Here is a 24,268-nt window from a genome sequence, read left to right as displayed (position 1 = left end):
TCGCCTCTTTTTTATGAGAAATGAGCGGTTTTATCTCGGTTCAAAATGTGGCAACAGAAAAGAAGTTAGGTGAGAATCGAGCTGCCTATAAAAATTTGATGGGTTTAACTTAATAATCCGTGGGGATGGGAAAAGCGCCACGGATTAAAGCTTCAGTTTATTTATTTAGCGTAACATTGGTCCTATCGAAGGATTGAGAATCATACGTGACGGTTATTATTCCTTTACTAATAGGTTCATATGGCAATTCCTCTTCGAAATTTCCAGTATTTTCATTATGGATAGAGAGTGTTATTTCATCAACGTCTTTATTTTTATATTGATCTTTAATCGTTTCAGCGATTTGAAGTAGGTTTTCATAACTAGAAGCTTCTGTAATAAGCATTCCTTTTATAACTTTTTTTTCATTTTGTGTGGAAGAGGAATACGGGATGTTGTTTTGTTTTGTATACAGAAGTTCGTATGGAATTGTTTTTCTTTCTGCTTTTGAAACATTTGAATAGTTTAGAGTTAAAAGAAACCCTATACATAAAATTATGCATACCATAAGAACAAACCAAAAACGTGTCAGTGATATAATTCGCATTGTCATCCCTCTTTCATGTCTTTGTCTTCACTATTCATCATACAAAAAGAGGATTAAGCTAGAGTAAATTTGAAGTAAAGAAACGTAAAGAAGGAGCACTTATCCTCCAAAATAAGTGCTCCTTTTTATTAAAAGAAAGATTTAACATACAATCAAAATAATACAAATTACTATAAATCAAACATTCTTGGTCGTTCAAAAATAAAATGAAAACTAAAATTAGTAAATTCGGAAGACTGATAGTGTAGCTGTTGTGTCACCAGTGTTAGGGATGGAAATAGTATTTACTGTAGGTTGTACAGAGATTGTTGTACCAGCTGTTAAAGTAACAATTGTGGAGAAAGAAACCGCACTACCGATAACGTTAGTTGAAAAATTACGAGTAGGTGGTTGACCGTTGAATGAAATACCGAATCCAAATGGTGAAGAACCCGGGAAGGTTGTAGATGCTGAGAAACTAATATCGTATACTCCTGTTTCTAAAATAGTTAAAGTATCTGAAGTGTCATTAAAAATGAGATTATTTAGTTCGAAAACTTGATTAAATTGGATATTCGTTCCAGGTGATATAGTTTGTGGATTAGAATTTCCTATTGCTGCTATAGTTACAGGGAGTGGTTTGCCCGATGGTCCAGTAGCCCCACGAAGTCCTTGAGGTCCAGTAGCGCCGGTAGCGCCGGTAGCGCCAGTAACGCCAGTAACGCCACGAAGTCCTTGAGGTCCAGTAGCGCTGGTAGCGCCAGTAACGCCACGAAGTCCTTGAGGTCCAGTAGCGCCGGTAGCGCCAGTAACGCCACGAAGTCCTTGAGGTCCAGTAGCGCCGGTAGCGCCAGTAACGCCACGAAGTCCTTGAGGTCCAGTAGCGCCGGTAGCGCCAGTAACGCCACGAAGTCCTTGAGGTCCAGTAGCGCCGGTAGCGCCAGTAACGCCACGAAGTCCTTGAGGTCCAGTAGCGCCGGTAGCACCAGTAGCCCCACGAAGTCCTTGAGGTCCAGTAGCGCCGGTAGCGCCAGTAGCCCCACGAAGTCCTTGAGGTCCAGTAGCGCCAGTAGCCCCACGAAGTCCTTGAGGTCCAGTAGCGCCGGTAGCACCAGTAACGCCACGAAGTCCTTGAGGTCCAGTAGCGCCAGTAACGCCACGAAGTCCTTGAGGTCCAGTAGCGCCAGTAGCCCCACGAAGTCCTTGAGGTCCAGTAGCGCCGGTAGCACCAGTAGCACCTCCACCAAGGCAACCAGAGCCATATTTAACTAAAATGGTTTGGATTTCTATAATCAGCTTAATAAGTTTGTCTATAGTACAGCAATTAACTTTAAATAACTTAGCGATATACAGTAAAAAATTAAGCAGGCTTTGCAGTTCAACGTATAATGCTCCGCACGAGAAAGGTTTTGTTTTTAGAATAGTTAATAGGTGAGTAATAATAGAAGTTCCGATTTTTTCTTGTGCAGGTGATAAGTCTAAACATTTGAGGGATTTTTGTAGATTATCTAGGGTAGCTATAAGTTTATCAATATTACTTTGAGAAGGATTTTGGAATATATCTTTAATATTTTGTCCAAGAGCTTGAAGGATTTTAATAAATTCTTTAAGTTCAGATTTAGAGATGTTAATAAAACTACAAGCCCGGACTTCGCAACAATCGTTACCGAAGAATACTTTCCCTCTATTTTTATTGTTCATCTTTTCATTCCTTTCTTTTATAGAATAAATAGTCTCAATATAATAAAATGAAAATAAAACTAAATTCGTGATGGACAAACTACTATTTCAAAAAAAATAAGGGTTTTACCTACTTAGTAAGGGGAATTAAAGAGATTGAAAGATTTCTATCTAGCAAAAGGCTGATTAGTTAGGGTTAATAAGCAGTAGGAGATGCAAAAAACGCTGATTAAAGTTTCATTTTGTATAGTTTTTTAGGAAAATGATGAGTTAAACAAAAACAGTGGGGGCAGTTAAAAACTGCCCCCACTGTTTTTGTTTATCGACACTTTAACTATCTCTTTTGGGCAACGATGGGATAGATATTGTAAAAGTTGTCCCACTGTGATTACTAGTAACTTTTAATGTACCGTTATGATTTTGAATAATTTTCTTCGTTACTGACAAGCCCAGTCCTGTTCCTGAATCTTTTGTTGAGAAGAATGGATCAAAGATATATTCTTGAATAGCTGGAGGAACCCCAGTTCCGTTATCTGTGAAAGTAATCCGAACAAAGTTATCTAGGCGATAACTAGAGATTTGAATGGAAAGAGGTCTTTCGCCTCGAGCATCGATAGCATTTTGAAATAAATTTAAAAAAACTTGCACAAGTTCATGACGATCGATATTGACAAGTACACCATCTAATTCCGTAGAAAATTCATAGTCAATAGAAATATTGTGTAAAAAAACTTCACTAGCAAGTAGTTGTTGAATATATTCGCGTAAAAACGTATTGATGGGAAAAGGTTCTCTAGTAAATTCACGTGTTTTTGAAATGGCTAAAAATTTTGTGATAATACTATTTGCACGATCTAGTTCAGGAATGAGTAGACTTTTAAACAATTCTTTATTGGATGGAGAAACGTTATCTTGTAGAAATTGCAAGTATCCACGTACCGTTGTAAGGGGATTTCGTACTTCATGAGCAATCCCAGCTGCGATTCGTCCTGCTAATGAAAATTTTTCTGCATCACGTTCTGTGTTTAAATAATGGAAGACACTAATAACTCTAAAAATCTCTCCGTTATAATCCCGAATAATTCGATTGTTTAAAATACCATAGTTTTTGTCTAACACTTCTTCATTATATATTTCTGTTCCTGTTCTTAATGTTTCAATCGCTTTAATTTGTTCTTCTGGCAAGTTTAGTAATTGTTGAATTGGCTTTCCAATTATATCATTTCGTACTACACCAAAATCATCTGCTGCAGCTTGATTACATAAAGTTATATTTCCTTTACTATCAACAAAGGTGACATGATGTGAAAAAGCATCAAAAATATGAACAAAGTATGTTTCAAGTTGTTCAAATAAAAATAATGAATCGCAAGTAAGTTGAAAATCAGCCTTTTTATTCTCTTTTTGTATGTTTTGAATGGAGTGAGTCGTTCTCGTTTTCTTTATTTGTAAACCAATATGTGGATTTTTGTATGTGAAATGATGTGGTAATTGATTCACAAGCTCTTCATATAACCGCACTTTATTTTCTAGTTCTTCTATTCGTTTTTCATGAGATACAATATCATCGTTTGGAAGCATAAATAAATAACCCCTCAATTTAAAAATTCTTCCATTTAGTATATCATATTTTTATACGGATACTCTTAAAGAAGGGGCTACTTAATGAAATTGATTAGCTGAAATGTCCGGGAAGTGAGTAGAATGGATAGAAGGTGAAGTTAAAAAGGGAGGGATATATTTGCTTTTCATTGGAGTGACAGGGTGGGGAGATCATGATTCTTTATATATAAATCCCTATGAAAATAGAAATAAATTGCGAACTTATAGTGAACATTTTCCCATTGTGGAAGTAGATAGTTCATTTTATGCGATACAACCTGCGCGGAATTATACAAAATGGGCGATGGAAACGCCGAAAGATTTTTCTTTTATAGTAAAAGCCTATCAAGGAATGACAGGACATATGAAAGGGGAAATCCCTTTTTCTACGTTCGATGAGATGTTTGATGTGTATAAACAATCCATTCTTCCTTTAATAGAAACAAATAAATTAAAAATGATTTTATTTCAATATCCACCATGGTTTGATTGTAAAGTGAAAAATGTAGATTTACTTCGATACACGAAAGAAAAAATGGAAGATTTACCATGTGCAATAGAATTTCGAAATCAAACATGGTTTTATCCAGAAATGAGAGATAAGACGTTACAGTTTTTAGAAAAAGAAAACTGGATTCATACAATTTGCGATGAGCCTCAGGCTGGAATAGGATCAGTACCGCTTATATTAGATGCAACAAACTCGGACATGGCGTTAATACGTTTTCATGGCCGAAATGTTCATGGTTGGCTGGATAAAGGAGGAAATTGGAGATCGGTTCGCTGTTTATATCGTTATAATAGTAAAGAATTGGCGGAATGGGTAGAACGATTAGAGCGATTGAAAAAGAAGACGAAGGATATATTTGTATTGTTTAATAATAATTCGGGTGGAGATGCAGCGGATAATGCGAAACAGCTTATGAAAATGATGAACATTACATACGGTGAGCCGAAGCCTGAGCAATTAAATTTGTTTGAATGATGATAAACAAGAAAGGCACTGTACAAACAGGGGGAATGTACAGTGCCTTTCTATATGAAAAAGAGGGGTAACAATGTTACTGAGCGTTTGGTTGATTCATCAATTGTTGGCTTCATAATAAATGATAATGGTTATCATTATCATTGTCAATGGTTTTTCGGAAAATAAGTAAAAAAATTTTTATCCCGCTATTTGCGGCAGTAAAACCCCCACTGATTAAAGTTTCATTTTATATTTTAAATAGTAATAAAAAAAGAACAGCAATTACTGCTGTTCTTTTCCATTGATGATTTGTTGTAAATCAAAAGGAGTTATCGCTTGGATAAATTCCTTTGAGATAAGTGTTTGAACGAGAGTGCTTTCAGAAATTGTAGCACCTGTTTTCTTTTCATAAGATTTCTTTAATAAATCAAGTTTTTCAGCCGTTTCTTTCGGTAATTCAATTGTTAATGTGTTCATAATTTCTCCCCCTTACTATTAGAGTACCACTACAGTATAGGAGAGACAAGACAAGAAAAGAGAATATGAAACATAAAAAAGGTTACCAAATTTACAAATGGTAACCTTTTTATGTATAAGAGTTATTAAGCAATACCGATATACTTTAAAGTTTTGGATGGAGTACTGTGATCAAAGAAGTGTTGTAAAAATGCAATATCAACACCTGATTTGTATGCACAATAGCCCCAAGTTTTTCGAAGTGTATGTGAGCTAATCCCTTCTAATCCAACTTCTTTTGCAGCTTTGTTTAAAATGTACCATGCATGTTGTCTCGTAATAGACTTTGTTCCTTTTTGAGACTTTAATAATGGTTCATTACGTTTCCAAGTTTTACGTTCTTTCATGTAGTCTTCGATTGCGTGCTGTAAGTCTTCATTTACAGCAAACCATTTATGTTTCTTTACTTTTTCATTGTAAAATAAAATGGAATGGCGAACATTTTCGTCTTCATCGATTACATCACTAACTTTTAATTGTAAGATTTCACTTACTTTTAAGCCAGAATTTACAGCTAATACGAATAATAAGCCATCACGTTTCGAAGATTGTAAAAGTATATTTTTGATAGTTTCTAATTGTTTTTCATTTTGAATAGGTTGTCCTGCTTGTTTCATTTCACGCACTCTCCTCTTTTATATGTGTAAAGGAAAGGATTAACTTGTTTCTTACTATAAAGGGAGAGTGTGAATTTCATGTGAACTCCTAGTGAAATTAAGACAAATTATTTGACTTCTTTTACTTTTTGTAAATTAAAATAAAATACAACGCTATTAGTGGTATTATACACGCCGTATTCAGCGTGATGGAGATCTAAAATGTTTTTCACAATGGATAACCCAAGGCCAGTACCCCCAGTATGACGGCTACGAGAAGCGTCTAAACGGTAGAAGCGATCCCAAATTTTTTCAAGGCTTTCTTCTGGAATAGGATTACCTGTGTTTTCAATTTTGATTTTCACTGTATCTTCCGTTTCTATAACAGAGACGTGTATTTTTTCACCATCTGGAGTATATCGAATTGCATTGCTAAGTAAGTTTACAACGACTTGCTCAATACGGCTACGATTTGCTTTAACAAATAGAGAAGAGTCAGCATGGATGTCTACTTGTAAATGTTTTTCCTCCATGCTAAATAATAATTTTGTATAGACTTGTTGAATTAATTCACCAATCGAGAATGTCGACATTTCTAGTTTGTACGTACCTGATTCTAGTTTTGCTAATTCTAACATTTCAACAATGAGCCTGTTCATATTATCTGTCTCTTCCAAAATAACATTTGTATAATATGTCGTATCTTTACTTACGCCATCTTGAATACCTTCAGCGAAGCTACGAATAACACTAAGTGGTGTTTTTAATTCATGAGATACACCAGAAATGAATTCTTTTCTCGTTTTTTCCAATTGACGTTCGCGTTCAATATCTTGTTGTAATTTTGTATTGGCAACATTTAATCGGTCGATTCGATCTTTTAAATTTACAGAGAGTGTATTAATACCACTTGATAACCCGCCAATTTCATCGTCTGCCGTAACAGGTAACTTCTCGCTAAAATCAAAGTTTGCCATTTTTTTTGTAACACGATTTATCTTAATTAATGGTTTAACAATGATTTTTGAGTAGTAGAAGGATAACAAAATAATAACGAGAAACACGATAATTAAGGCATAGACATAATAATCTTTTAAAACGAGCATCGCTTCATTAACAGGTTGTAAAGATGCTATCACAAAAGCGTAATCCTTAATTTTTCCGTTTTCCATAATAGGCTTTACAAAGACACTGTTTTTTATATTTTCCCCACTATCTAAAATATACGTGTTTAATTGATTTGAATTAGAAGTACCTTGTCTAATAGTACTTGCAAAATATTCAACAGCTTGTAATGTTTCAAAATCATTTGCAAGGCGAACCTCAGATTTGGAAGGGATATGTAATTTAGATATCACACCGGTAAAACTGATCTGAGACGTAGTTTTATATCGATTTGTGAGTCTATTTTTAGAGGGGTTACCACTAATTGATTGAAAATCCGAATTGCCATTTTCATTTCGCCATCGATTATAATTAGTCGTCAGTTCTAGTGGCGTTATTATATTATCTTGTAAAAATCCCTCTACGTGAATCATGCCCTCTTTTTTTAAGCCTAAATTTTCGAATTTATTATATTCTTCGGGTGTTAAAAGATTATTAAGTGGGATGGAATAGGTTTTATTGTTATTAGGGTTAATTACCTCAATGTAGTAATTGTTTTCACTTTTAATAATGCCGTTAGAATCTAAAAATTGCATTTCAGCATTCGTTTTATCGTGAAATTCTTGTTTTAGCTTTCTGATTTCCTCAAAACTTTTGTCGCTTTTTTCATAATTATCTACGAATTTTTCAAAAGCCGTTTGAACGGTTTTTATTTTTTTATTAATATAAAACTTCTCTAAAAATAGAGATTGTCCAAGGAAAAAAAGGAGAAATATGATTGTAAATAAAGTTGATGTTAATAAAAATAGTTTAAAGACGATGCTTCTGTTCTTCACTGTTTCACCTCGTATGAAAAATACTGTAATACAAATGATTTCTTAATTATAACAAAGGTTACAAAAAAGTAGAGGAGATAAATCTGTCTCTCTCTAAAGTAGTTTTTTATAGAAAGTCACATAAAGAGAAGGTGCAGTGACTATAGAAGTATTTTAGCATAAAAAAGAACTCGCCAGACGTATGACGAGTTCTTTAGTGTACTATTGCTGAATTGCTGCATCTAAAGCGATTTCAATCATTTCGTTAAATGTAGTTTGACGCTCTTCAGATGTAGTTTCTTCACCAGTGAAGATATGGTCGCTTACTGTTAATACAGATAATGCATTTACACCATATTTAGCTGCTAATGTGTAAAGAGCAGTCGTCTCCATCTCTACTGCTAATACACCGTAATCTGCAAGTTTTTTAACCATGTCCATGCTCTCACGATAAAATACATCTGCTGTTAATACGTTACCAACACGAACGTGTAATCCTTTTTCTGTTCCAGCATCGTAGGCTTTCTTTAAAAGATCAAAGTTTGCAGCAGGAGCAAAATCAAAACCCGGGAATGTTAAGCGATTCATATTAGAATCTGTACAAGCCGTCATCGCAATAATAACGTCACGTACCTTAACATCTTTTTGAATTGCACCACATGTCCCAACACGAATTAAATTTTTCACTCCGTAGCTTTGAATTAATTCGTTTACATAAATAGAAATAGAAGGAACACCCATGCCTGTACCTTGAACAGATACACGCTTTCCTTTGTAAGTTCCAGTGAAACCTAACATGCCACGCACGTTATTATAACAAGTAACATCCTCTAAAAATGTTTCAGCAATATATTTTGCACGTAATGGATCACCAGGTAATAGAATAGATTCAGCAATTTCGCCTTGTTTTGCTTCAATATGTACACTCATGAAAAATCCTCCTTATAATGTATTGATAGAAATCAATATCATTTGCATTATACACTACGACTCCTTTCAATTAAAATCTTTTTTATTTGTAATATGTGCAAAAGAGGAGGATTTCATAAATCATAATCTAGAATATATATTTAAGAGGTTTTGCATGGATAAAGAAAATAAAAATGGTAGGTGATATTTTGAAAAATCTTGTCATTGGGCTTATTGCACTAGTACTTATTGTGGCAGGAGGATTTTACATAAAAAAATATCAAGAAACTGCAGAAACGACCGGAGATGTTCAAGAAGTGAAATGGGATGTGAAGAATAAAGAAGGAAATGAAAAAGTCGATATTTCGTTTCAATTGCTAAATAAAATGAATAATGAAGTTCGTGGTGTGAACGATCAAATTCGAGCAGTGATAGTGGATGGGAATTTGAAAAACATACAACAAACGAAGCCTATATTTGCTGGAAATGGATCGTATAAGCTATCTTCAGATGTAGCAAAAGGTGAAGAGCACACGATATTTTTGTATGAAGATGAAAACAAGTCCGTGGAATCATTTTCTAAGCAAGATTTTGGTGAAGAAAAAAAGGAGAAAAACAAGGACAAGAATAAAAAGAAACTACCTGTCGATACTGTACTCACAAAAAATATAGGAGAGCATCAAGTGTCTCTTTTATTTGGTGCATTACATCCGAATGAGGCAACGACATTAACATTTCAGTTTCAAGCGAAAAAGGGAGAAAAACTGAAATTAAATTCAGGGAGAGGTGAAGTCAACGCGCTGTATATCGTTGATGAAACGAGGGGACATTTTTTATATGCCATTCCTGTTGATACGGATGAGCAATTACAATATCGTATTACATTTCCAGAAGAAGGAACATATAAAATATGGGGGGATTTCTATATAAATGGTAAGAAGTATGAAAAGGAGTTTAGTATACAAGTGCAAAAACGAAAAAACAGCTAAGTACTTAGCTGTTTTTTCGTTTTCCTATTAATTTTGTTACAGAGAGCATTGTAATTGGTAAAGAATGATTCTTTCGAAATGCTAAATACTTTCCACTCCATGCAGGTTTGTATTTTTCTTTAAAATGTCGTAAACCGCTGAAGCTATATGTGTAACGAACGTTATTAAATATTGCAGCAGCAACTCGTTCAGACCAGAACGATTGCGTTGATAAACCGACATTTGAGAGTGGTGCCATACCAATATTAAAGGAATGGTATTCATTTTCTTTTGCCCAGTGGAATAAGTGGATAAAAATTGCATCCATAATTCCGCTAGGGGCATCTGGATAATAACGCATTAAATCAACAGATAATATGCCACTTTGATATACTGGCATAAAGGTTGTGAATGCAATGATTTTTCCTTCTGCATCAGATAATGTAGCGATAGGGGCACGACTAATATACTCACGATCGAAGTACCCAAGTGAAAATCCTTTCTCTTTTTTTCCGCCGAGCCAAGCATCAGAAACTTTCTTTAATTCCTCGTATAATTCGTCTGAGAATGGTGGCTGATGAATAGAGAATGTATAACCTTCTCGTTCAAAACGGTTGAAAGTGGCTCGCATACCAGCACGTTTCTTTCCTGTTATTGTAAACGTATTTAAATCAACGACAGCCTCTTCACCAAGTTTAAAGAAGTTGTAGCCAAAATCGTGGTATAAGCTCATCCATTTGCTTTCAATTTGATAGAATACGCAAATATACCCAAATCGATCAGCTTCAGTTAAAAATTCTTGCAACACAGTGCGGTAGGAGGATGGATCACCAATTGGATCACCTAGTACAACAAGACGTTTTCCAGTAATTGAAAAGAGAAGAAGTGCTTTTCCGTCACTACTGAAGAAGAACTGTTTATCTCCTAAAAAACCTAAATGACTAAGTACATTCCCGCCATGTTCATCTAAGAAGTTTTCTAACCTTTTATCATTAGCTGGTTGCCCGGGAAATTGACTACGGTAACGATTGGCAATTAGTGAGCCGATAAGTAAAAAAGTAGGAACGAAAAAGGCTGCTGCTAATGCACTTCGTTTAACTTGTGTAATATTTCGAACGACAAAATCAGGTTGGAACGCTTCTTTTGCACCCGCAAATAAAATACCTAAGTTTTTATATAAATATAGCGTAAGTAATAAGAAGATAAATACTTTTACGATATCAGAAAGTGAGACTTCCATTTTCTCGCGTATAAATCTTTTACGAAGCATATACAACACAGCAAGTACGATTAATAAAATAAAGGTTTCTTCAATGTCAATTCCTTTTAGGGTATTAAAGATTGCTGCTCCAATTAAAGAAACAATCGTCATATAGTAAGAACGCTTTGTTCCATAATATATGCCTCGCGAAAGAATCAGGAGGAGAATACCGAATGTTAATGATAAGCTAAAAGAAAATTGAATAAGGTGCTTTGGAGCTAAAATATGTAAGGCGTGAGCTCGATTTATACTAGTCGGTAAAATTGTTGATAGAATAACCATTAAGCCAGCGAATACTGTTAAAGCGGCGGATGCCCATGAACCTAATTTCCCTAAAAAATCACGTTGTAAAGTCCAAATTACACCAGTTGTTTCTAACGCAGGTGCAATAAATGGTTTATCTTCAATTTTTTTTATGGCAGCTCCTGTCATTTCAAAGGCTGCAAAAATGAGACCTAGGCAGAATGGTAAGATGTAATAGACAAGTCGGTATAATAACATAGCAGGTAGTAATACGCCTGTATCAACGCCGTATTGTCCTAGTCCAGTTAAGAAAACAAGGTCAAATGAACCAAGGCCACCAGGAACAAGACTTACGACACCAGCTAAAGCAGCAATTACGTAAACACCTAAAAACTTTTGAAATTCGATATCAATTCCAAACAATATTAAAATGACGTACATAACGATACCGGCAGATACCCACTCGACTAATGAAACTAATGAATATAAAACAGTTGGATTTTTCTCTTCTTCTTCTTCCTCTTGTCCGTCTAGCTGTTTTGTTTTTCTATTTTTAATTTTAGAAAACCCAATATATATAGGAACGAAAAGAGCAAAGAAGATAAGAACAGGCCATAACCACGGTTTTTCGTGCAGAATAAAACTAGTGTCTAATATTCCAATAAGGCCGAGGAATGACAGAATGGCTAATCCGTTAATAAAAGCGGTTGTCATCCAAGCAATACTTTTAATAAGTTTTCCATTATCTTTTATATGCGGACGATATAGCATTGTACGTACACCGGCACCAACAAGACCACCAAAACCGATAAATCCATTTAAAGTGTTGGCAATCCATGAGATGCGGAAGATCTTTTGTACAGGTATATCTGCTTTTAAGTAACGAAGCATAACAAAGTCATAAAAGAACATTGTTGAAACGGCAAATGCACCGAGTGTAATCGCTAAAAATACCCCACCAGTTGGAATGTTTTTAATTGTTTCAATTGCTTCTAAAAAAGAAATGCCTGCTAATTCTTTTTTAGCTTGAAAGAAAACAATTGTTAAGACAACAAATGGGAAGATTATTTTCCCGATTTGTAAGAAACGTTTCCATGAAAACGACATAAATACAACTCTCCTTGTGTAAGAAAACTGAGACAATAATATTATTATGACAAACTTCAAGAAAAATAAAAAGGTAAATTCCTGTATAGGGAAGCTATTTTTTATATAGGTTATATTTAAAAGAATATTTCGTTTATTAGAAAATTGAGTTAAGATAAGGTGAAAGAAGGAAGAGAGGGGAAGTAGATGATTATAATAGGTTATGCAGGATATGAGTTAGAAAAAGCAAAACCGAATACATCAGAAGATTTTTTTAATAGATCTGAAGTAACATATATATTAAATAATCAAGAGAAAACCTTTTCTGTCTTATATGTTCGATATTTTGAAGGAATTTTACAAGAAATTATCCCTTTTGAAGGAAATCCAGTTTATAAAGTAGAAGAACAAGACGTATATTTACGAGATATTGTAGCGATCGCTTGTTTAGTGAAGGATAAAGAGCTACGCGCGCAGAAGCGCTTGTATCTCAATGAAGTAACAGACTTTCAACGATACTTTGATGAGGGAACAGTGGTGAAAGTACAAGAAATATTAGCTGAATTACATAAAAATAAAAGAGTAGAAATAGCGTAAAACGGCAAAGGAGAGAGAAGCCATGTCTAATTTGATGGTTGAGAATCAAACAGAACAAGTTTCTATATTTTTAGAAGATGTAATTTCCTTGATAACTAATTATGTAAATTATCATACGTTACCTTCTTTATTGGAGGAGACACCAACAGGAAACGAGCAATACTATAAAGGGATATTAGCATCAATAAGAAGACTTCTTGTTTTTTGTGAAGAAGGACTTGATGCATGTTTTGTTTTGTTGAATAGCCAACCATTTCGAAAGACCGCAGCTGAAACAGTTTTATATAAGATTTACCATCAAGTAATTGCAGAGTTTTTTTCGCCAAAGAATGATCATTGGTATGAAAATAGTCGTTCTGCTTATACAGGGAAAAATTCTATTGTTTTTCAGCAAATCCCCCCTGAATCTATAGAACGAATGATGAAGGATTTAGAAGGGAAATTTCAATTGATGCGTGAAGAACTAGAATATTATGAGACAGATTACCAAACAAAAATGTTGCACAAATACTAATTAAGGAAAAGAAGCTAAGGATACTTAGCTTCTTTTCCTTTTGTCCAGTTATATAAGGGATTTTAATTGAATATAGTTAAAGTGGATAGCATCAAGGAGGTGTGACATGAGTCAGCAAGGTGTATTTACAGATTACTTTCATGAAGTAGAAAGCTGGTGTGAAAGTGTTCTTCAAGTATTAGATAGCCGTGCAATGGAAGTGTATGATGTCCATATGCTTGCTTATAAAATTCAAACGTTATTAGAGCGTATGAAAGAGCATGAATACGACACAGATGCCGAGTTTATGTATGAAATAAGTGATGATGTAGAACATATTCAACACCATTTACAGGAAGTATTTATGCAAGAAGGAGAGGAATATGAACTATGTGAAAGAGGGGATAGCGAACGAGCTGTTCCGATTGGGGGGCATACCCTTCCGCCATTACCTTATCCATATAATGCGCTAGAACCGTACATTTCACGAGAAATTATGATGTTACACCATGATAAACACCATCGTAGTTACGTGGAAGGATTAAATAAAGCAGAGAAGATGATGGAAGAAGCGAGAAAAACAAATCAATTTGATTTAATTAAGCATTGGGAAAGAGAAGCGGCTTTTCATGGATCAGGTCATTACTTACACACGATATTTTGGAATAACATGAAAAAAGATGGGGGTGGAAGTCCGAGAGGGGCTTTTTCACAACAAATTGAGCAAGATTTCGGAAGTTTTTTACGTTTTCAAAAGCATTTCACGGAAGCCGCTTCTAAAGTGGAAGGTTCAGGATGGGCAATTCTTGTATGGGTACCCCGTTCAGGAAGGTTAGAAATTTTGCAAAGCACGCTTCATCAATTGTTTACACAGTGGGATACGATACCACTCCTTGTACTGGATGTATGGGAACATGCGTATTATTTACAATATCAAAATCGAAAAGATGAATATATTAAAAATTGGTGGAATGTTGTAAATTGGCCAGATGTAGAAAAGAGATTTGAAAGTGCGAAGCAAATTGAATGGACACCGTATTAGACGCATATCTCATGCGTCTTTTTTAGTGGAGGTGGAAGGAAGATTTCGTTCATATTTTAAAAGGCCAAGCATACACTTGTACAAAAAGTGCCAAAAGGACGTGGGGGGAAATATGAGACGAATTTGTATAATAATTACGCTAATTATAATGTACGCAAGCGTTATGCCAATTCCTGCATATGCAAAAATGAACGGTGGTGTTAGTGCTCGTAACGCAGTCTTAATGGAACAACAATCCGGTCGTGTGCTATATGGGAAATTAGAACATGAGCCACAAAAAATTGCTAGTATAACAAAAATTATGACAGCATTGTTAGCTGCTGAATCAGGAAAAATGAAAGAGTTAGTATCGGTTAGTAATGAAGCGGTACGAGTAGAAGGATCGGCAATTTATTTAAAACCTGGACAAAAAGTTAAGTTAGAAGATTTAGTTTACGGATTAATGCTTAGATCTGGTAATGATGCAGCACAAGTAATTGCTGAAAATGTGGGAGGGAGTATAGAAGGATTTGTATATTTAATGAATGAAAAGGCGAGAGAAATCGGAATGAAAGATACGCATTTCTCAAACCCGCATGGCTTGGATGGGGATGGATCGCATTATTCGTCGGCTTATGACATGGCATTATTAACGAAATATGCAATGGGGAACGAGACCTTTAAGAAAATTTTTGGAACAAAAACGTATAAATCAGATTCTTGGGATTATCCGTGGAAAAATAAACATAAGCTTGTGACATCTTATTATGAATTTGCAACAGGGGGAAAGACAGGTTTTACGAAGAAAGCAGGACGGACGCTTGTCACAACAGCTTCAAAAGATGGACTAGATTTAATTGTCGTAACTTTGAGTGCTTCTAGTGACTGGGATGATCATATGAATTTGTTTGATAAAGGCTTTGAACGCTATAAGCAAGCGAAAGTTTTAGGACAAGGCGCACTCGCTGAAATAAATGAAAAGAAATATGCCAATCATGTTTATACGAAAAATAGTTTTTCTGTACCTTTAACTGAAGAGGAAAGAAAGAGCGTGTTATTGAAAGTTGAGCTCGATAAAAGTGCAAAACTTACGGATGGAGTAAAGATTGGGAAGACAGAAATTTATGTAGGGAACGAGAAAGTTGGAGAACGAAATTTGTTTTACAGTAAACGAAAGTTAGTAGCTACAACGGGAATGTATTGGAATAACGTAAAAGAAATCTTCTCTTACATGATAGGTGTTGGGATAGATGGTTAATCTCGTATGGGCAGCGATGGCAGTTATAGGGATTGTGTATGCCATGATAAATGGAACGATGGAAGAAGTGACCAAAGCAGTGTTTGAAGGGTCAAAAGATGCTGTAACGATTTGTATTGGACTTATTAGTGTTTTAGTATTTTGGCTCGGTTTAATGAAAATTGCTGAGGAAGCTGGATTGTTAAAGAAGTTAGTATCACTTTTTATGCCGATAGTAAAAAGATTATTTCCAGAAATACCGAAGGATCACCCGTCAATGGGATTCATTTTATCAAATATGATGGCGAACTTTTTTGGGTTAGGTAATGCAGCAACACCTTTAGGTATTAAAGCAATGGAACAACTGAAAGAGTTAAATGGTGGAAAGGATTCAGCAAGTCGTTCTATGGTGACGTTTCTAGCATTAAATACTTCAGCGATTACATTAATTCCGACTACTGTCATTTCGATTCGAATGACTTATGAATCAGCAAACCCTACTGAAATCGTTGGCGTAACATTTATAGCACAAGTGTTATCGATGATTGGAGCGATTTGGATTGACCGCTATTTTTACCGGAGAAGGAGTAGAAAGGGGCGGAAAAAATGAGTATTGTAAATACAATTTCATTATGGGTAATTCCTTGTGTAATTGGTTTTATCCTTTTGTATGGCACGATAAAGAAAGTTCCAACGTACGAATCGTTCGTTGAGGGCGGAAAAGAAGGGATTCAAATTGCGGTTTCCATTTTGCCGTTTATGGTTGGAATGCTTGTATCTATTTCTATTTTCCGGGCATCAGGTGCTTTAGATGCGATGATATCGGTAATGAAGCCGATGTTAGACTTTATTCATGTACCAGCCGAAATCGTTCCACTTGCACTTATACGTCCGATTTCGGGATCTGCTGGTTTAAGTATTACGACCGACTTAATCGCTACATATGGGCCAGACTCGTTTATTGGTAGGTTAGCTTCAACGATGCAAGGTAGCACAGATACGACTTTTTATATATTAACAGTATACTTTGGGGCTGTCGGTATTAGAAAAATGGGAGATGCATTAAAGGTAGGACTTTTTGCAGATTTAATCGGAATTATTTGTTCAATTGTGTTTGTTTCCCTATTGTTTCAGTAATGCTATTCATTTTTTGCGCTATTTAGCTTATAATACGTATACGACCACTATTAACGTGTAGTTTAATAGTGGTTTTTTTATGCGGTGTTTTTGACAAAATGATGAACTTTTATCGTGGACAACATGAAAAAGTGTAAACAATAATAAAGGGTGAAAACGTGATATGCCTTTAGACGTTTATCATCATTGCTATGTTGTTAAAGATAGGCGAAGTAAATGGCATAAAGCTTAGGCGGTTGCCAAGTCTTTCTAATGTAAGGTAAGATAAATTTGAGGTGAAAAAAAGAAATGGAACGATTACAAAAAGTGATTGCGCAAGCAGGTATTGCATCGAGAAGAAAGGCTGAGGAATTAATTCAGCAAGGGAAAGTGAAAGTTAATGGGAAAATAGTGAAGGAGTTAGGAACAAAAGTAACTCCTCAAGATAAAGTGGAAGTAAATAACATCCCTCTTGAAAAAGAAGAACCTGTTTATTTTTTACTATATAAACCAACTGGTGTAATTTCAAGTGTATCAGATGATAAAGGAAGAAATGTTGTAACAGACTTTTTCCCTGAAATTAGACAACGTTTATTCCCAATCGGACGCTTAGATTATGATACGTCTGGCGTATTATTGATGACAAATGATGGTGAATTTGCAAATGTATTAATGCATCCGAGATATAAAGTTGAAAAAACGTATGTTGCGAAAATTAAAGGGCCATTAACAGGTGAGAAAATTCGCATGTTAGAACGAGGTGTTGCATTAGAAGATGGGAAAACAGCACCAGCACAAGCGAAAATTATTTCTTGGGACAAGCGTAAAGAGATGGCAATTGTACAATTAACGATTCATGAAGGACGTAACCGTCAAGTACGCCGCATGTTTGAAGCGTTAGATTGTAAAGTAATGAAATTAAAACGTGAACGGTATGCCTTTTTAGAAGTGGGTAGTTTGCGTCCTGGCGATGCAAGAGAATTGACACCACATGAGGTGAAACAATTACGTGCATTGGCTTCTACAAAGCCTCGCTAATCTATATTGTGAAACTTTCACCAGTGGAATGCTCCGCTGGTGATTTATTAAAAAATACATATATTTATCACTCGTCGAAGAGAGGGGAGACAACATGAAAAAAAATCGCTTATTATTTCGTGTTATCATTTTGCTCATTTTAAGCGGTGCGGTAGGGTTTACGCTATATCAAGGATTTTTTACTGATAAAGAGAAAATGCAAATTGGAAAAGAAGCACCTAACTTTGTTGTAACTGATTTAGAAGGAAAGAATATTGAATTAAAAGATTTAAAGGGAAAAGGTGTATTTTTAAATTTTTGGGGAACTTGGTGTAAACCTTGTGAAAAAGAAATGCCTTATATGAATGAGTTATATCCGAAATATAAAGAAAAAGGCGTTGAAATTATTGCCTTAGATGCAGATGAAACGGATATCGCAGTGAAGAACTTTGTGCAACAATATGATTTGAAATTCCCAGTTGCAATTGATAAAGGGCAAAAAATCATAGGTACATATGGAGTGGGACCATTACCAACAACCTTTTTAATTGATAAAGAAGGCAAAGTAGTAGAGCAAATTATAGGTGAGCAAACGAAGGAACAATTGGAAGAGTACTTAAAGAAAATCACTCCATAATTAAGAAAGCCTTTACATAAGAGGTGCTTACGTATAGCGCCTTCGCTTTAAAAATTCTGAGTATTGCGGTAACTCTAGGCTGGAATATACAATAGTACATATAGATAAAAGGGCGGTGAGAGCTTTGAAAGAAATTAAGTGTGAATGTGGACATGTTAATCCGATAGGAACCATTTTTTGTGAAGCATGTGGGAAACCATTTGAAAGTAATGAAAATATAAAATTATTGGATATGAGATATGAGGGGAGTGCTCGGAGATCTCTCACACATACAAAAACGATAGTCGATAAAATTTGGAGTTTTTTCTCTTCTGTAAAAGTAGGTGTATGGTTAATCGTAATAACTTTAGCTTCATCGGCAATAGGAACTATCTTTCCCCAAGAAATGTACATAACTCCAGGAATCGAACCAGCTGAATATTATAAGACCGAGTATGGATTTTTAGGACAATTATACTATCAATTAGGATTTAATAATTTATATGGATCATGGTGGTACATGATTTTAATTGCTTCCATTGGTATTTCACTTGTTATATGTAGTTTAGACCGTGTCATTCCTCTTTATAAAGCTTTAAAAAAACAAGGGGTGAAAAGACACCCAAGTTTTTTGAAAAGACAGAGAGTGCACGGGACTGGTACGCCGCATGAAGGTGACTTAGAACGAGTTCAAATTAATTTAAAGAAACGTAATTATAATGTAAAAGTGGAAGACGGGAACGTTTTAGCGGAAAAGGGACGTTTTTCACGTTGGGGTCCATATGTAAACCATATTGGTCTTATTATCTTTCTATTCGGTGCAATGCTACGTTTTTTACCGAGTATGTATGTAGATGAAGCACTTTGGTTACGTGATGGTGAAACGAAAGAAATACCAGGAACAGATGGTCAATACTATTTGAAAAACGAAAAGTTTATCAAGGAAGTTTATGATAAGAGTAAGGATAAAGAAGTTTTTGATGAAGCAATTGATCGTGTTGGTGATAAAATGATTGCGAAAAACTTCCAAACAAATGCTGTATTATATAAAGCGGTAGGAGAAAATATAGCGGGTCAAAAACCAAAATTAGAAAAGGTAAAAGAAGCTGAAATTCGAGTGAATGAGCCACTGAAATTTGATCAATTTGCTGTTTATCAAGTGGATTACAAAGAAAGTGAATTTAAAAGCATGTCTTTCCATTTGCAAAACAAAGAAAATAATCAAAAGTTGGGACCGATTAAAGTAGATTTAGCGAATCCTACAGAAAAATATGATTTAGGAAATGGGTATTCTCTAGAACTATTAAGCTATTTTCCTGATTTTTATTTTGATGAGAATGGAAGGCCGAATACGAAAACAAAATTACCGAATAATCCTGCATTCGTCTTTAAAATGTTTACCCCGGAAACACCAGATGGTGAAGTTAGTTTCGTCGGTATTCAGCAAAACATAGAGCCTGACGGGAATAATAAATATAAAATGTCATTTGCAGGTGTGGAAATGCAAAATGCAACAGCTCTTACAGTAAGAAAAGATTTGACGCTTTGGATTCTCGGTATTGGAGGATTTATATTTATGGTTGGTGTGATTCAAGGTATGTATTGGAACCATCGCCGTATTTGGATACAACGTGTTAATGATGAATGGTGGGTTGCAGGCCATACGAATAAAAATTGGTTCGGCTTAAAGAAAGATATTGAAAGAGTACTAGAAGGAACAGCGATTCCACAACCACACGATAAAATGAATGAAAAAAATTAGTTAAGGTGGGGAAACGATATGGTACAAATAAGTAGTAATTTTCTGTTCGCGGCGTTTATCTTATATTTAATTGCAACTTTATTTTTTGGAGGAGCAATTAAAGAAAAAGGTAACAAGTGGGCAAATATAGGTATAACTATAACAATTTTGGGGTTTATTGCACAAATAGTATATTTTGTTACAAGATGGATCGCATCAGGACATGCACCGGTTAGTAACTTTTTTGAATTTGGTACATTTTTTGGCATGATGCTTGTGGGAGCTTTTATCATTATGTACTTTGTATATCGTGTAAGTATTATTGGTTTATTTGCTTTACCGGTAGCTCTTTTATTAATCGCTTATGCAAGTATGTTCCCGAGAGAAATTTCGCCGCTTATCCCATCTTTAAAGAGTAATTGGCTACATATTCATGTAACGACAGCGGCAGCGGGACAAGCAATATTAGCAATTAGTTTTATTACAGGCGTAATGTATTTACTGAAAAATGTAGATCAATCAACAAGAAGTAAGCGTACATTTTGGTTAGAGACAGTAGTTTTCACACTTGTTTGTACAGTTGGGTTTATTGGAATAACAACGGTATTTTCTAGTATGAAATACGAAGCGAAGTTTCAATGGATTGATAAAAATGAACAACAAGTTGAAATGAAGTATAATCTCCCTGCTTTAGTTGGACCGCATGAAGGGAAGTTAATGACAGAAAATAAATTAGAGCCAACAGTTGAAGTTCCAGCGATTGTAAATGCGAAAAAATTAAATACTGTTATTTGGTCAGTGTTAGTGGGAACGCTACTTTATATTGTATTAAGACTTGTTTTACGTAAGCGAGTGTCAGCGGCACTTCAGCCGTTAGTAAAGAATACGAATAGTGATTTATTAGATGAAATCGGATATCGTTCTATTGCGATAGGATTCCCGGTGTTTACATTAGGAGCATTAATCTTTGCAATGATCTGGGCTCAAATCGCTTGGACGCGCTTTTGGGGTTGGGATCCAAAAGAAGTTTGGGCGCTTATTACTTGGCTCTTTTATGCTGCGGTATTACATTTACGTTTATCTAAAGGATGGCATGGAGAAAAATCCGCCTGGCTTGCAGTGATTGGTTTTGCAATCATTATGTTTAACTTTATTGTAGTAAACTTAATTATCGCGGGTTTACATTCATATGCATAGAGAAATAAAATAGGAAAGTGTATGTCACTTTCCTATTTTATTTTTGTCAAATTTTCTTCTTTTTTGAGAAAAACATGACAAAGTAGCGGTTGATTCTGTAAAATGATGTCGAGGACCAAATATACTGTTCAAAAAAAATACATAGTTTTGGAAAAAAAATGAACAAACTTTATTATTCTTGTGAAGCATAATATGGGAAGTGGAACGTTAAAAAATGCTTAATTAAACGAGGATAGGTGCAACATTATATTGTAGAAGGGTAGGTGTAAACCGTTGTGGTAAAAGTACGCAGCGGGTAGAAATGGAAAATGAATCAAGAATTTTAATTGTAGACGATGAGGATCGTATTCGTCGTTTATTAAAGATGTATTTAGAAAGAGAGCAATACACAATTGAAGAAGCGGATAATGGTGATACAGCTTTAGAAATGGCGTTACAAAATGATTATGATTTAATCCTACTGGATATTATGATGCCTGGTAAAGATGGTATCGAAGTGTGTAAAGGGATTCGTGAGAAGAAAGCGACGCCAATTATTATGCTGACAGCAAAAGGTGAAGAAGTAAATAGGGTACAAGGGTTTGAAGTTGGAACTGATGATTATATTGTAAAGCCGTTTAGCCCGCGTGAAGTAGTACTTCGTGTGAAAGCGGTATTACGCCGCGCTGTACCAACGACATTCTTTACACAAGATACAACGACGAAAGATGTTACTGTTTTCCCTCATTTAACAATTGATAATGATGCGCACCGCGTTACAGCGGATGGTAATGAAGTAAACTTAACACCGAAAGAATATGAATTACTATTATTCTTAGCGAAATCCCCGGATAAAGTTTTTGACCGTGAGCAATTGTTAAAAGAAGTATGGCAATATGAGTTCTTCGGAGATTTACGTACAGTTGATACGCATGTAAAGCGTTTACGTGAAAAGTTAAGTAAACAATCACCAGATGCAGCGAAAATGATTGTTACCGTTTGGGGCGTAGGTTACAAGTTTGAGGTTGTGAACGACTGATGCTTTGGAGAAGTGTAGTAGGGAAGTTATGGATGACCATATTACTTCTCGTTTCGTTTGTTCTTGGATTTGTTGCTATTTTACTTTCACAGTTTTTTAGAACGTATTATGTTGATATGAGTGAAGCTAGGCTTCAGAAAGTTGCAACAAGTGTCACGGAATTAATTGAAGAAGGTGCCGATGTAAAAACGATTGAGGATATTGCTTACAAATTTTCTGATCCACTTTCAAGGATTATCATTGTAGAAGACGGTAAGGAAATTTCTTCTTCGCCGAAACAAGAAGGATTAGTTACTCTTACAATAGATGATTTGAAAAATGATAAAGAATTAGCAGCTGTTTTTACAGATAAAAAGGATATTAAGAATAATATTAGAAAAGCTTCTAATAGTAGGAAGAATAAAAATACTGAAAATGATATTATGATCGTCGGGAAGCCAGTACAGTCAAAAAATCAAAGTGCAGTGTTTGTATATGAATCATTGCAAGTTCCAATACAAGGTATGGAGAGAACGACTGATTTTATTTTCTTATCAGCCGGGATTGCGATTATTTTAACGACTTTCTTTGCATTTTTCTTATCTACTCGAATTACGGCACCACTTCGTAAAATGCGTGAGGTTGCATTTGAGGTAGCGCGCGGGAAATTTGATACGAAAGCCCCTATGGTGTCGCAGGACGAAATTGGTGAGCTTGCAACTGCTTTAAATCAAATGGGAAAACAGTTGAAGTTTAATATGAATGCCCTGCAGCAAGAAAAAGAGCAGTTAGCTAGCATTTTGAGTAGTATGGCAGATGGTGTTGTTACGTTAAATCAAGAAGGTGAAGTCGTTGTTATCAACCCACCGGCAGAACACTTCTTACAAGTTTGGCAAGAAGAAAAAGAAGTAGAGTTAATTAAAAAACTGCCTTCTGAACTTGTTGAACTATTCCATCTCGTTGTAAAAAGTGAGCAACAACAAGTTGTTGAAATTAATTTGCAAAAAGGTAACTACGTAGTTCTTATGACACCGCTTTACAATCAAACAAAAATTCGTGGAGCTGTAGCAGTATTGCGAGATATGACGGAGGAGCGTCGTCTTGAGAAAATGCGTCAAGACTTTATTGCGAATGTATCACATGAACTTCGTACACCGATGGTAATGCTTCAAGGATATAGTGAAGCAATTTTAGATGATATTGTGCAAACGAAAGAAGAAATTAATGAGTTTGTTCAAATTATTTATGATGAATCTGTTCGTTTAGGTAAACTTGTAAATGAGTTATTAGATTTAGCCCGTATGGAAAGTGGACATGTAGAGTTACATATAGGTGAAGTAGATATTCATCCATTTGTCGAAAAAATTGGCCGTAAATTCCAGGGGATTGCAAAGGATAAAGAAGTCCAATTAACAGTGGATTTCCAAAGTCCAATTGAACAATATCCGTTTGATGCAGACCGTATGGAACAGGTACTGACGAATTTAATTGATAATGCAATCCGTCATACAAATGCAGGTGGACATGTTACACTTGTAATTAATACGAAAAATAGTGGCCTTACTTTCGAAGTGCAAGATTCAGGTGCTGGTATTCCAGAAGAAGATATTCCGTTCTTGTTCGATCGATTCTATAAAGCTGATAAAGCGAGAACTCGCGGAAAAAAAATTGGAACAGGACTCGGGCTTGCGATTGCTAAAAATATTGTTCAAGGTCATGACGGGAAGATTTTTGTATCAAGTGTCGTTGGAGAAGGAACTACATTCTCTGTATATTTACCAAATCGTATAATTTAGATATATATGTTTTTTAAAAGTTGATTATGAATAAAAGCTTTACTGTTTTTTTATTTTTTTGTAAGTGCAATTAAATAAAGAATGGTAGAGTTTTTTTCTTTAATAATCAGAATGAAAATAAAAAGAGA

22 protein-coding genes are annotated in these 24,268 nt (G+C 35.1%); 14 read left to right on the top strand and 8 right to left on the bottom strand.

The window, feature by feature from the left end; translation table 11 throughout:
* Nucleotides 1–157 precede the first annotated feature (157 nt).
* From NSS74_RS16455 to NSS74_RS16445, 3 genes are all read right to left on the bottom strand, one after another.
* Nucleotides 158–586, bottom strand: coding sequence for a hypothetical protein (locus tag NSS74_RS16455; protein WP_340813968.1), 429 nt, complete (start codon nt 584–586; stop codon nt 158–160).
* A gap of 219 nt (nt 587–805) precedes the next feature.
* On the bottom strand, nt 806–2,266 hold the full coding sequence (locus tag NSS74_RS16450; protein ID WP_340813967.1) for a Gly-Xaa-Xaa repeat protein: 1,461 nt from the start codon (nt 2,264–2,266) through the stop codon (nt 806–808).
* Between the two features lie 309 nt (nt 2,267–2,575).
* Nucleotides 2,576–3,826: an ATP-binding protein gene (locus NSS74_RS16445; RefSeq protein WP_002030719.1), complete on the bottom strand. Its 1,251-nt coding sequence runs from the start codon at nt 3,824–3,826 to the stop codon at nt 2,576–2,578.
* Nucleotides 3,827–3,986: 160 nt separating this feature from the next.
* On the opposite strand from NSS74_RS16445, the gene NSS74_RS16440 reads away from it, so the two are divergent.
* A complete protein-coding gene (locus NSS74_RS16440; RefSeq protein ID WP_340813964.1) occupies nt 3,987–4,832 on the top strand; it encodes a DUF72 domain-containing protein in 846 nt (281 codons plus the stop codon).
* A 264-nt stretch (nt 4,833–5,096) separates the two neighbouring features.
* On the opposite strand, the gene NSS74_RS16435 is transcribed toward NSS74_RS16440, so the two are convergent.
* The 4 genes from NSS74_RS16435 to deoD all read right to left on the bottom strand — a co-directional run bounded on the left by NSS74_RS16435 (nt 5,097) and on the right by deoD (nt 8,775).
* Nucleotides 5,097–5,291, bottom strand: coding sequence for a DUF3924 family protein (locus tag NSS74_RS16435; protein WP_002011737.1), 195 nt, complete (start codon nt 5,289–5,291; stop codon nt 5,097–5,099).
* Between the two features lie 125 nt (nt 5,292–5,416).
* A complete protein-coding gene (locus NSS74_RS16430) occupies nt 5,417–5,947 on the bottom strand; it encodes a tyrosine-type recombinase/integrase (RefSeq protein WP_000806230.1) in 531 nt (176 codons plus the stop codon).
* Nucleotides 5,948–6,054: 107 nt separating this feature from the next.
* On the bottom strand, nt 6,055–7,866 hold the full coding sequence (locus NSS74_RS16425) for a sensor histidine kinase (RefSeq protein ID WP_002030723.1): 1,812 nt from the start codon (nt 7,864–7,866) through the stop codon (nt 6,055–6,057).
* Between the two features lie 201 nt (nt 7,867–8,067).
* Nucleotides 8,068–8,775, bottom strand: a complete 708-nt coding sequence (gene deoD / locus NSS74_RS16420; RefSeq protein ID WP_000110704.1) for a purine-nucleoside phosphorylase — start codon at nt 8,773–8,775, stop codon at nt 8,068–8,070.
* Between the two features lie 173 nt (nt 8,776–8,948).
* Here deoD and NSS74_RS16415 point away from each other — a divergent pair, with 173 nt between their 5' ends.
* Entirely contained in the window at nt 8,949–9,743 is a 795-nt protein-coding gene (locus tag NSS74_RS16415) for a hypothetical protein (protein ID WP_002188961.1), read from the top strand.
* Nucleotides 9,744–9,747: 4 nt separating this feature from the next.
* Here NSS74_RS16415 and mprF read toward each other — a convergent pair whose 3' ends face one another.
* A complete protein-coding gene (gene mprF, locus NSS74_RS16410; protein WP_002030726.1) occupies nt 9,748–12,333 on the bottom strand; it encodes a bifunctional lysylphosphatidylglycerol flippase/synthetase MprF in 2,586 nt (861 codons plus the stop codon).
* Between the two features lie 186 nt (nt 12,334–12,519).
* Here mprF and NSS74_RS16405 point away from each other — a divergent pair, with 186 nt between their 5' ends.
* The 12 genes from NSS74_RS16405 to resE all read left to right on the top strand — a co-directional run bounded on the left by NSS74_RS16405 (nt 12,520) and on the right by resE (nt 24,140).
* The gene (locus tag NSS74_RS16405) at nt 12,520–12,909 is read left to right on the top strand and encodes a hypothetical protein (protein ID WP_063218626.1); all 390 of its coding nucleotides are present in this window, start codon (nt 12,520–12,522) and stop codon (nt 12,907–12,909) included.
* A 22-nt stretch (nt 12,910–12,931) separates the two neighbouring features.
* Nucleotides 12,932–13,423, top strand: coding sequence for a YpuI family protein (locus NSS74_RS16400; protein ID WP_340813961.1), 492 nt, complete (start codon nt 12,932–12,934; stop codon nt 13,421–13,423).
* Nucleotides 13,424–13,529: 106 nt separating this feature from the next.
* Entirely contained in the window at nt 13,530–14,444 is a 915-nt protein-coding gene (locus NSS74_RS16395) for a superoxide dismutase (protein WP_002030730.1), read from the top strand.
* Between the two features lie 112 nt (nt 14,445–14,556).
* Nucleotides 14,557–15,681, top strand: coding sequence for a D-alanyl-D-alanine carboxypeptidase family protein (locus tag NSS74_RS16390; protein ID WP_215588880.1), 1,125 nt, complete (start codon nt 14,557–14,559; stop codon nt 15,679–15,681).
* Entirely contained in the window at nt 15,674–16,270 is a 597-nt protein-coding gene (gene spmA / locus NSS74_RS16385; protein WP_002086662.1) for a spore maturation protein SpmA, read from the top strand. Before NSS74_RS16390 ends, spmA begins: the two co-directional genes overlap by 8 nt.
* Nucleotides 16,267–16,797, top strand: a complete 531-nt coding sequence (spmB, locus tag NSS74_RS16380; protein WP_070141497.1) for a spore maturation protein SpmB — start codon at nt 16,267–16,269, stop codon at nt 16,795–16,797. The genes spmA and spmB overlap by 4 nt, the downstream gene beginning before the upstream one ends.
* A 288-nt stretch (nt 16,798–17,085) precedes the next feature.
* Nucleotides 17,086–17,814 (top strand): 23S rRNA pseudouridine(2605) synthase RluB, encoded by a 729-nt coding sequence (gene rluB / locus NSS74_RS16375; RefSeq protein ID WP_002030733.1) that lies wholly within the window; start codon nt 17,086–17,088, stop codon nt 17,812–17,814.
* A 94-nt stretch (nt 17,815–17,908) separates the two neighbouring features.
* On the top strand, nt 17,909–18,430 hold the full coding sequence (resA, locus tag NSS74_RS16370) for a thiol-disulfide oxidoreductase ResA (RefSeq protein WP_002030735.1): 522 nt from the start codon (nt 17,909–17,911) through the stop codon (nt 18,428–18,430).
* 124 nt (nt 18,431–18,554) lie between these two features.
* Nucleotides 18,555–20,171, top strand: a complete 1,617-nt coding sequence (resB, locus tag NSS74_RS16365; protein WP_002135242.1) for a cytochrome c biogenesis protein ResB — start codon at nt 18,555–18,557, stop codon at nt 20,169–20,171.
* A gap of 18 nt (nt 20,172–20,189) precedes the next feature.
* Nucleotides 20,190–21,347 carry a cytochrome c biogenesis protein ResC gene (gene resC, locus NSS74_RS16360; RefSeq protein WP_002030737.1) on the top strand — a complete coding sequence of 386 codons (1,158 nt, stop codon included), beginning with the start codon at nt 20,190–20,192 and terminating at the stop codon, nt 21,345–21,347.
* A gap of 301 nt (nt 21,348–21,648) precedes the next feature.
* Entirely contained in the window at nt 21,649–22,365 is a 717-nt protein-coding gene (gene resD, locus NSS74_RS16355) for a DNA-binding response regulator ResD (protein WP_002011758.1), read from the top strand.
* A complete protein-coding gene (gene resE, locus NSS74_RS16350; protein WP_340813959.1) occupies nt 22,365–24,140 on the top strand; it encodes a sensor histidine kinase ResE in 1,776 nt (591 codons plus the stop codon). The genes resD and resE overlap by 1 nt, the downstream gene beginning before the upstream one ends.
* Nucleotides 24,141–24,268 lie beyond the last annotated feature (128 nt).

The sequence above is a fragment of the Bacillus sp. FSL E2-8868 genome (assembly GCF_038005505.1).
GTDB classification, from domain to species: Bacteria; Bacillota; Bacilli; order Bacillales; family Bacillaceae_G; genus Bacillus_A; species Bacillus_A mycoides.
This window is presented reverse-complemented; position numbering and strand designations above follow the sequence as displayed.

Excerpts from the sequence above, each read along its gene's own strand:
- resA (WP_002030735.1), top strand. The coding sequence starts at position 17,909 with ATGAAAAAAAATCGCTTATTATTTCGTGTTATCATTTTGCTCATTTTA.
- resD (WP_002011758.1), top strand. The coding sequence starts at position 21,649 with ATGGAAAATGAATCAAGAATTTTAATTGTAGACGATGAGGATCGTATT.
- NSS74_RS16390 (WP_215588880.1), top strand. The coding sequence starts at position 14,557 with ATGAGACGAATTTGTATAATAATTACGCTAATTATAATGTACGCAAGC.
- spmB (WP_070141497.1), top strand. The coding sequence starts at position 16,267 with ATGAGTATTGTAAATACAATTTCATTATGGGTAATTCCTTGTGTAATT.
- NSS74_RS16415 (WP_002188961.1), top strand. The coding sequence starts at position 8,949 with ATGGTAGGTGATATTTTGAAAAATCTTGTCATTGGGCTTATTGCACTA.
- resE (WP_340813959.1), top strand. The coding sequence starts at position 22,365 with ATGCTTTGGAGAAGTGTAGTAGGGAAGTTATGGATGACCATATTACTT.
- deoD (WP_000110704.1), bottom strand. The coding sequence starts at position 8,775 with ATGAGTGTACATATTGAAGCAAAACAAGGCGAAATTGCTGAATCTATT.
- rluB (WP_002030733.1), top strand. The coding sequence starts at position 17,086 with ATGGAACGATTACAAAAAGTGATTGCGCAAGCAGGTATTGCATCGAGA.
- NSS74_RS16435 (WP_002011737.1), bottom strand. The coding sequence starts at position 5,291 with ATGAACACATTAACAATTGAATTACCGAAAGAAACGGCTGAAAAACTT.
- NSS74_RS16455 (WP_340813968.1), bottom strand. The coding sequence starts at position 586 with ATGCGAATTATATCACTGACACGTTTTTGGTTTGTTCTTATGGTATGC.
- NSS74_RS16405 (WP_063218626.1), top strand. The coding sequence starts at position 12,520 with ATGATTATAATAGGTTATGCAGGATATGAGTTAGAAAAAGCAAAACCG.
- NSS74_RS16445 (WP_002030719.1), bottom strand. The coding sequence starts at position 3,826 with ATGCTTCCAAACGATGATATTGTATCTCATGAAAAACGAATAGAAGAA.
- NSS74_RS16395 (WP_002030730.1), top strand. The coding sequence starts at position 13,530 with ATGAGTCAGCAAGGTGTATTTACAGATTACTTTCATGAAGTAGAAAGC.
- resC (WP_002030737.1), top strand. The coding sequence starts at position 20,190 with ATGGTACAAATAAGTAGTAATTTTCTGTTCGCGGCGTTTATCTTATAT.
- NSS74_RS16430 (WP_000806230.1), bottom strand. The coding sequence starts at position 5,947 with ATGAAACAAGCAGGACAACCTATTCAAAATGAAAAACAATTAGAAACT.
- NSS74_RS16450 (WP_340813967.1), bottom strand. The coding sequence starts at position 2,266 with ATGAACAATAAAAATAGAGGGAAAGTATTCTTCGGTAACGATTGTTGC.
- mprF (WP_002030726.1), bottom strand. The coding sequence starts at position 12,333 with ATGTCGTTTTCATGGAAACGTTTCTTACAAATCGGGAAAATAATCTTC.
- spmA (WP_002086662.1), top strand. The coding sequence starts at position 15,674 with ATGGTTAATCTCGTATGGGCAGCGATGGCAGTTATAGGGATTGTGTAT.
- NSS74_RS16400 (WP_340813961.1), top strand. The coding sequence starts at position 12,932 with ATGTCTAATTTGATGGTTGAGAATCAAACAGAACAAGTTTCTATATTT.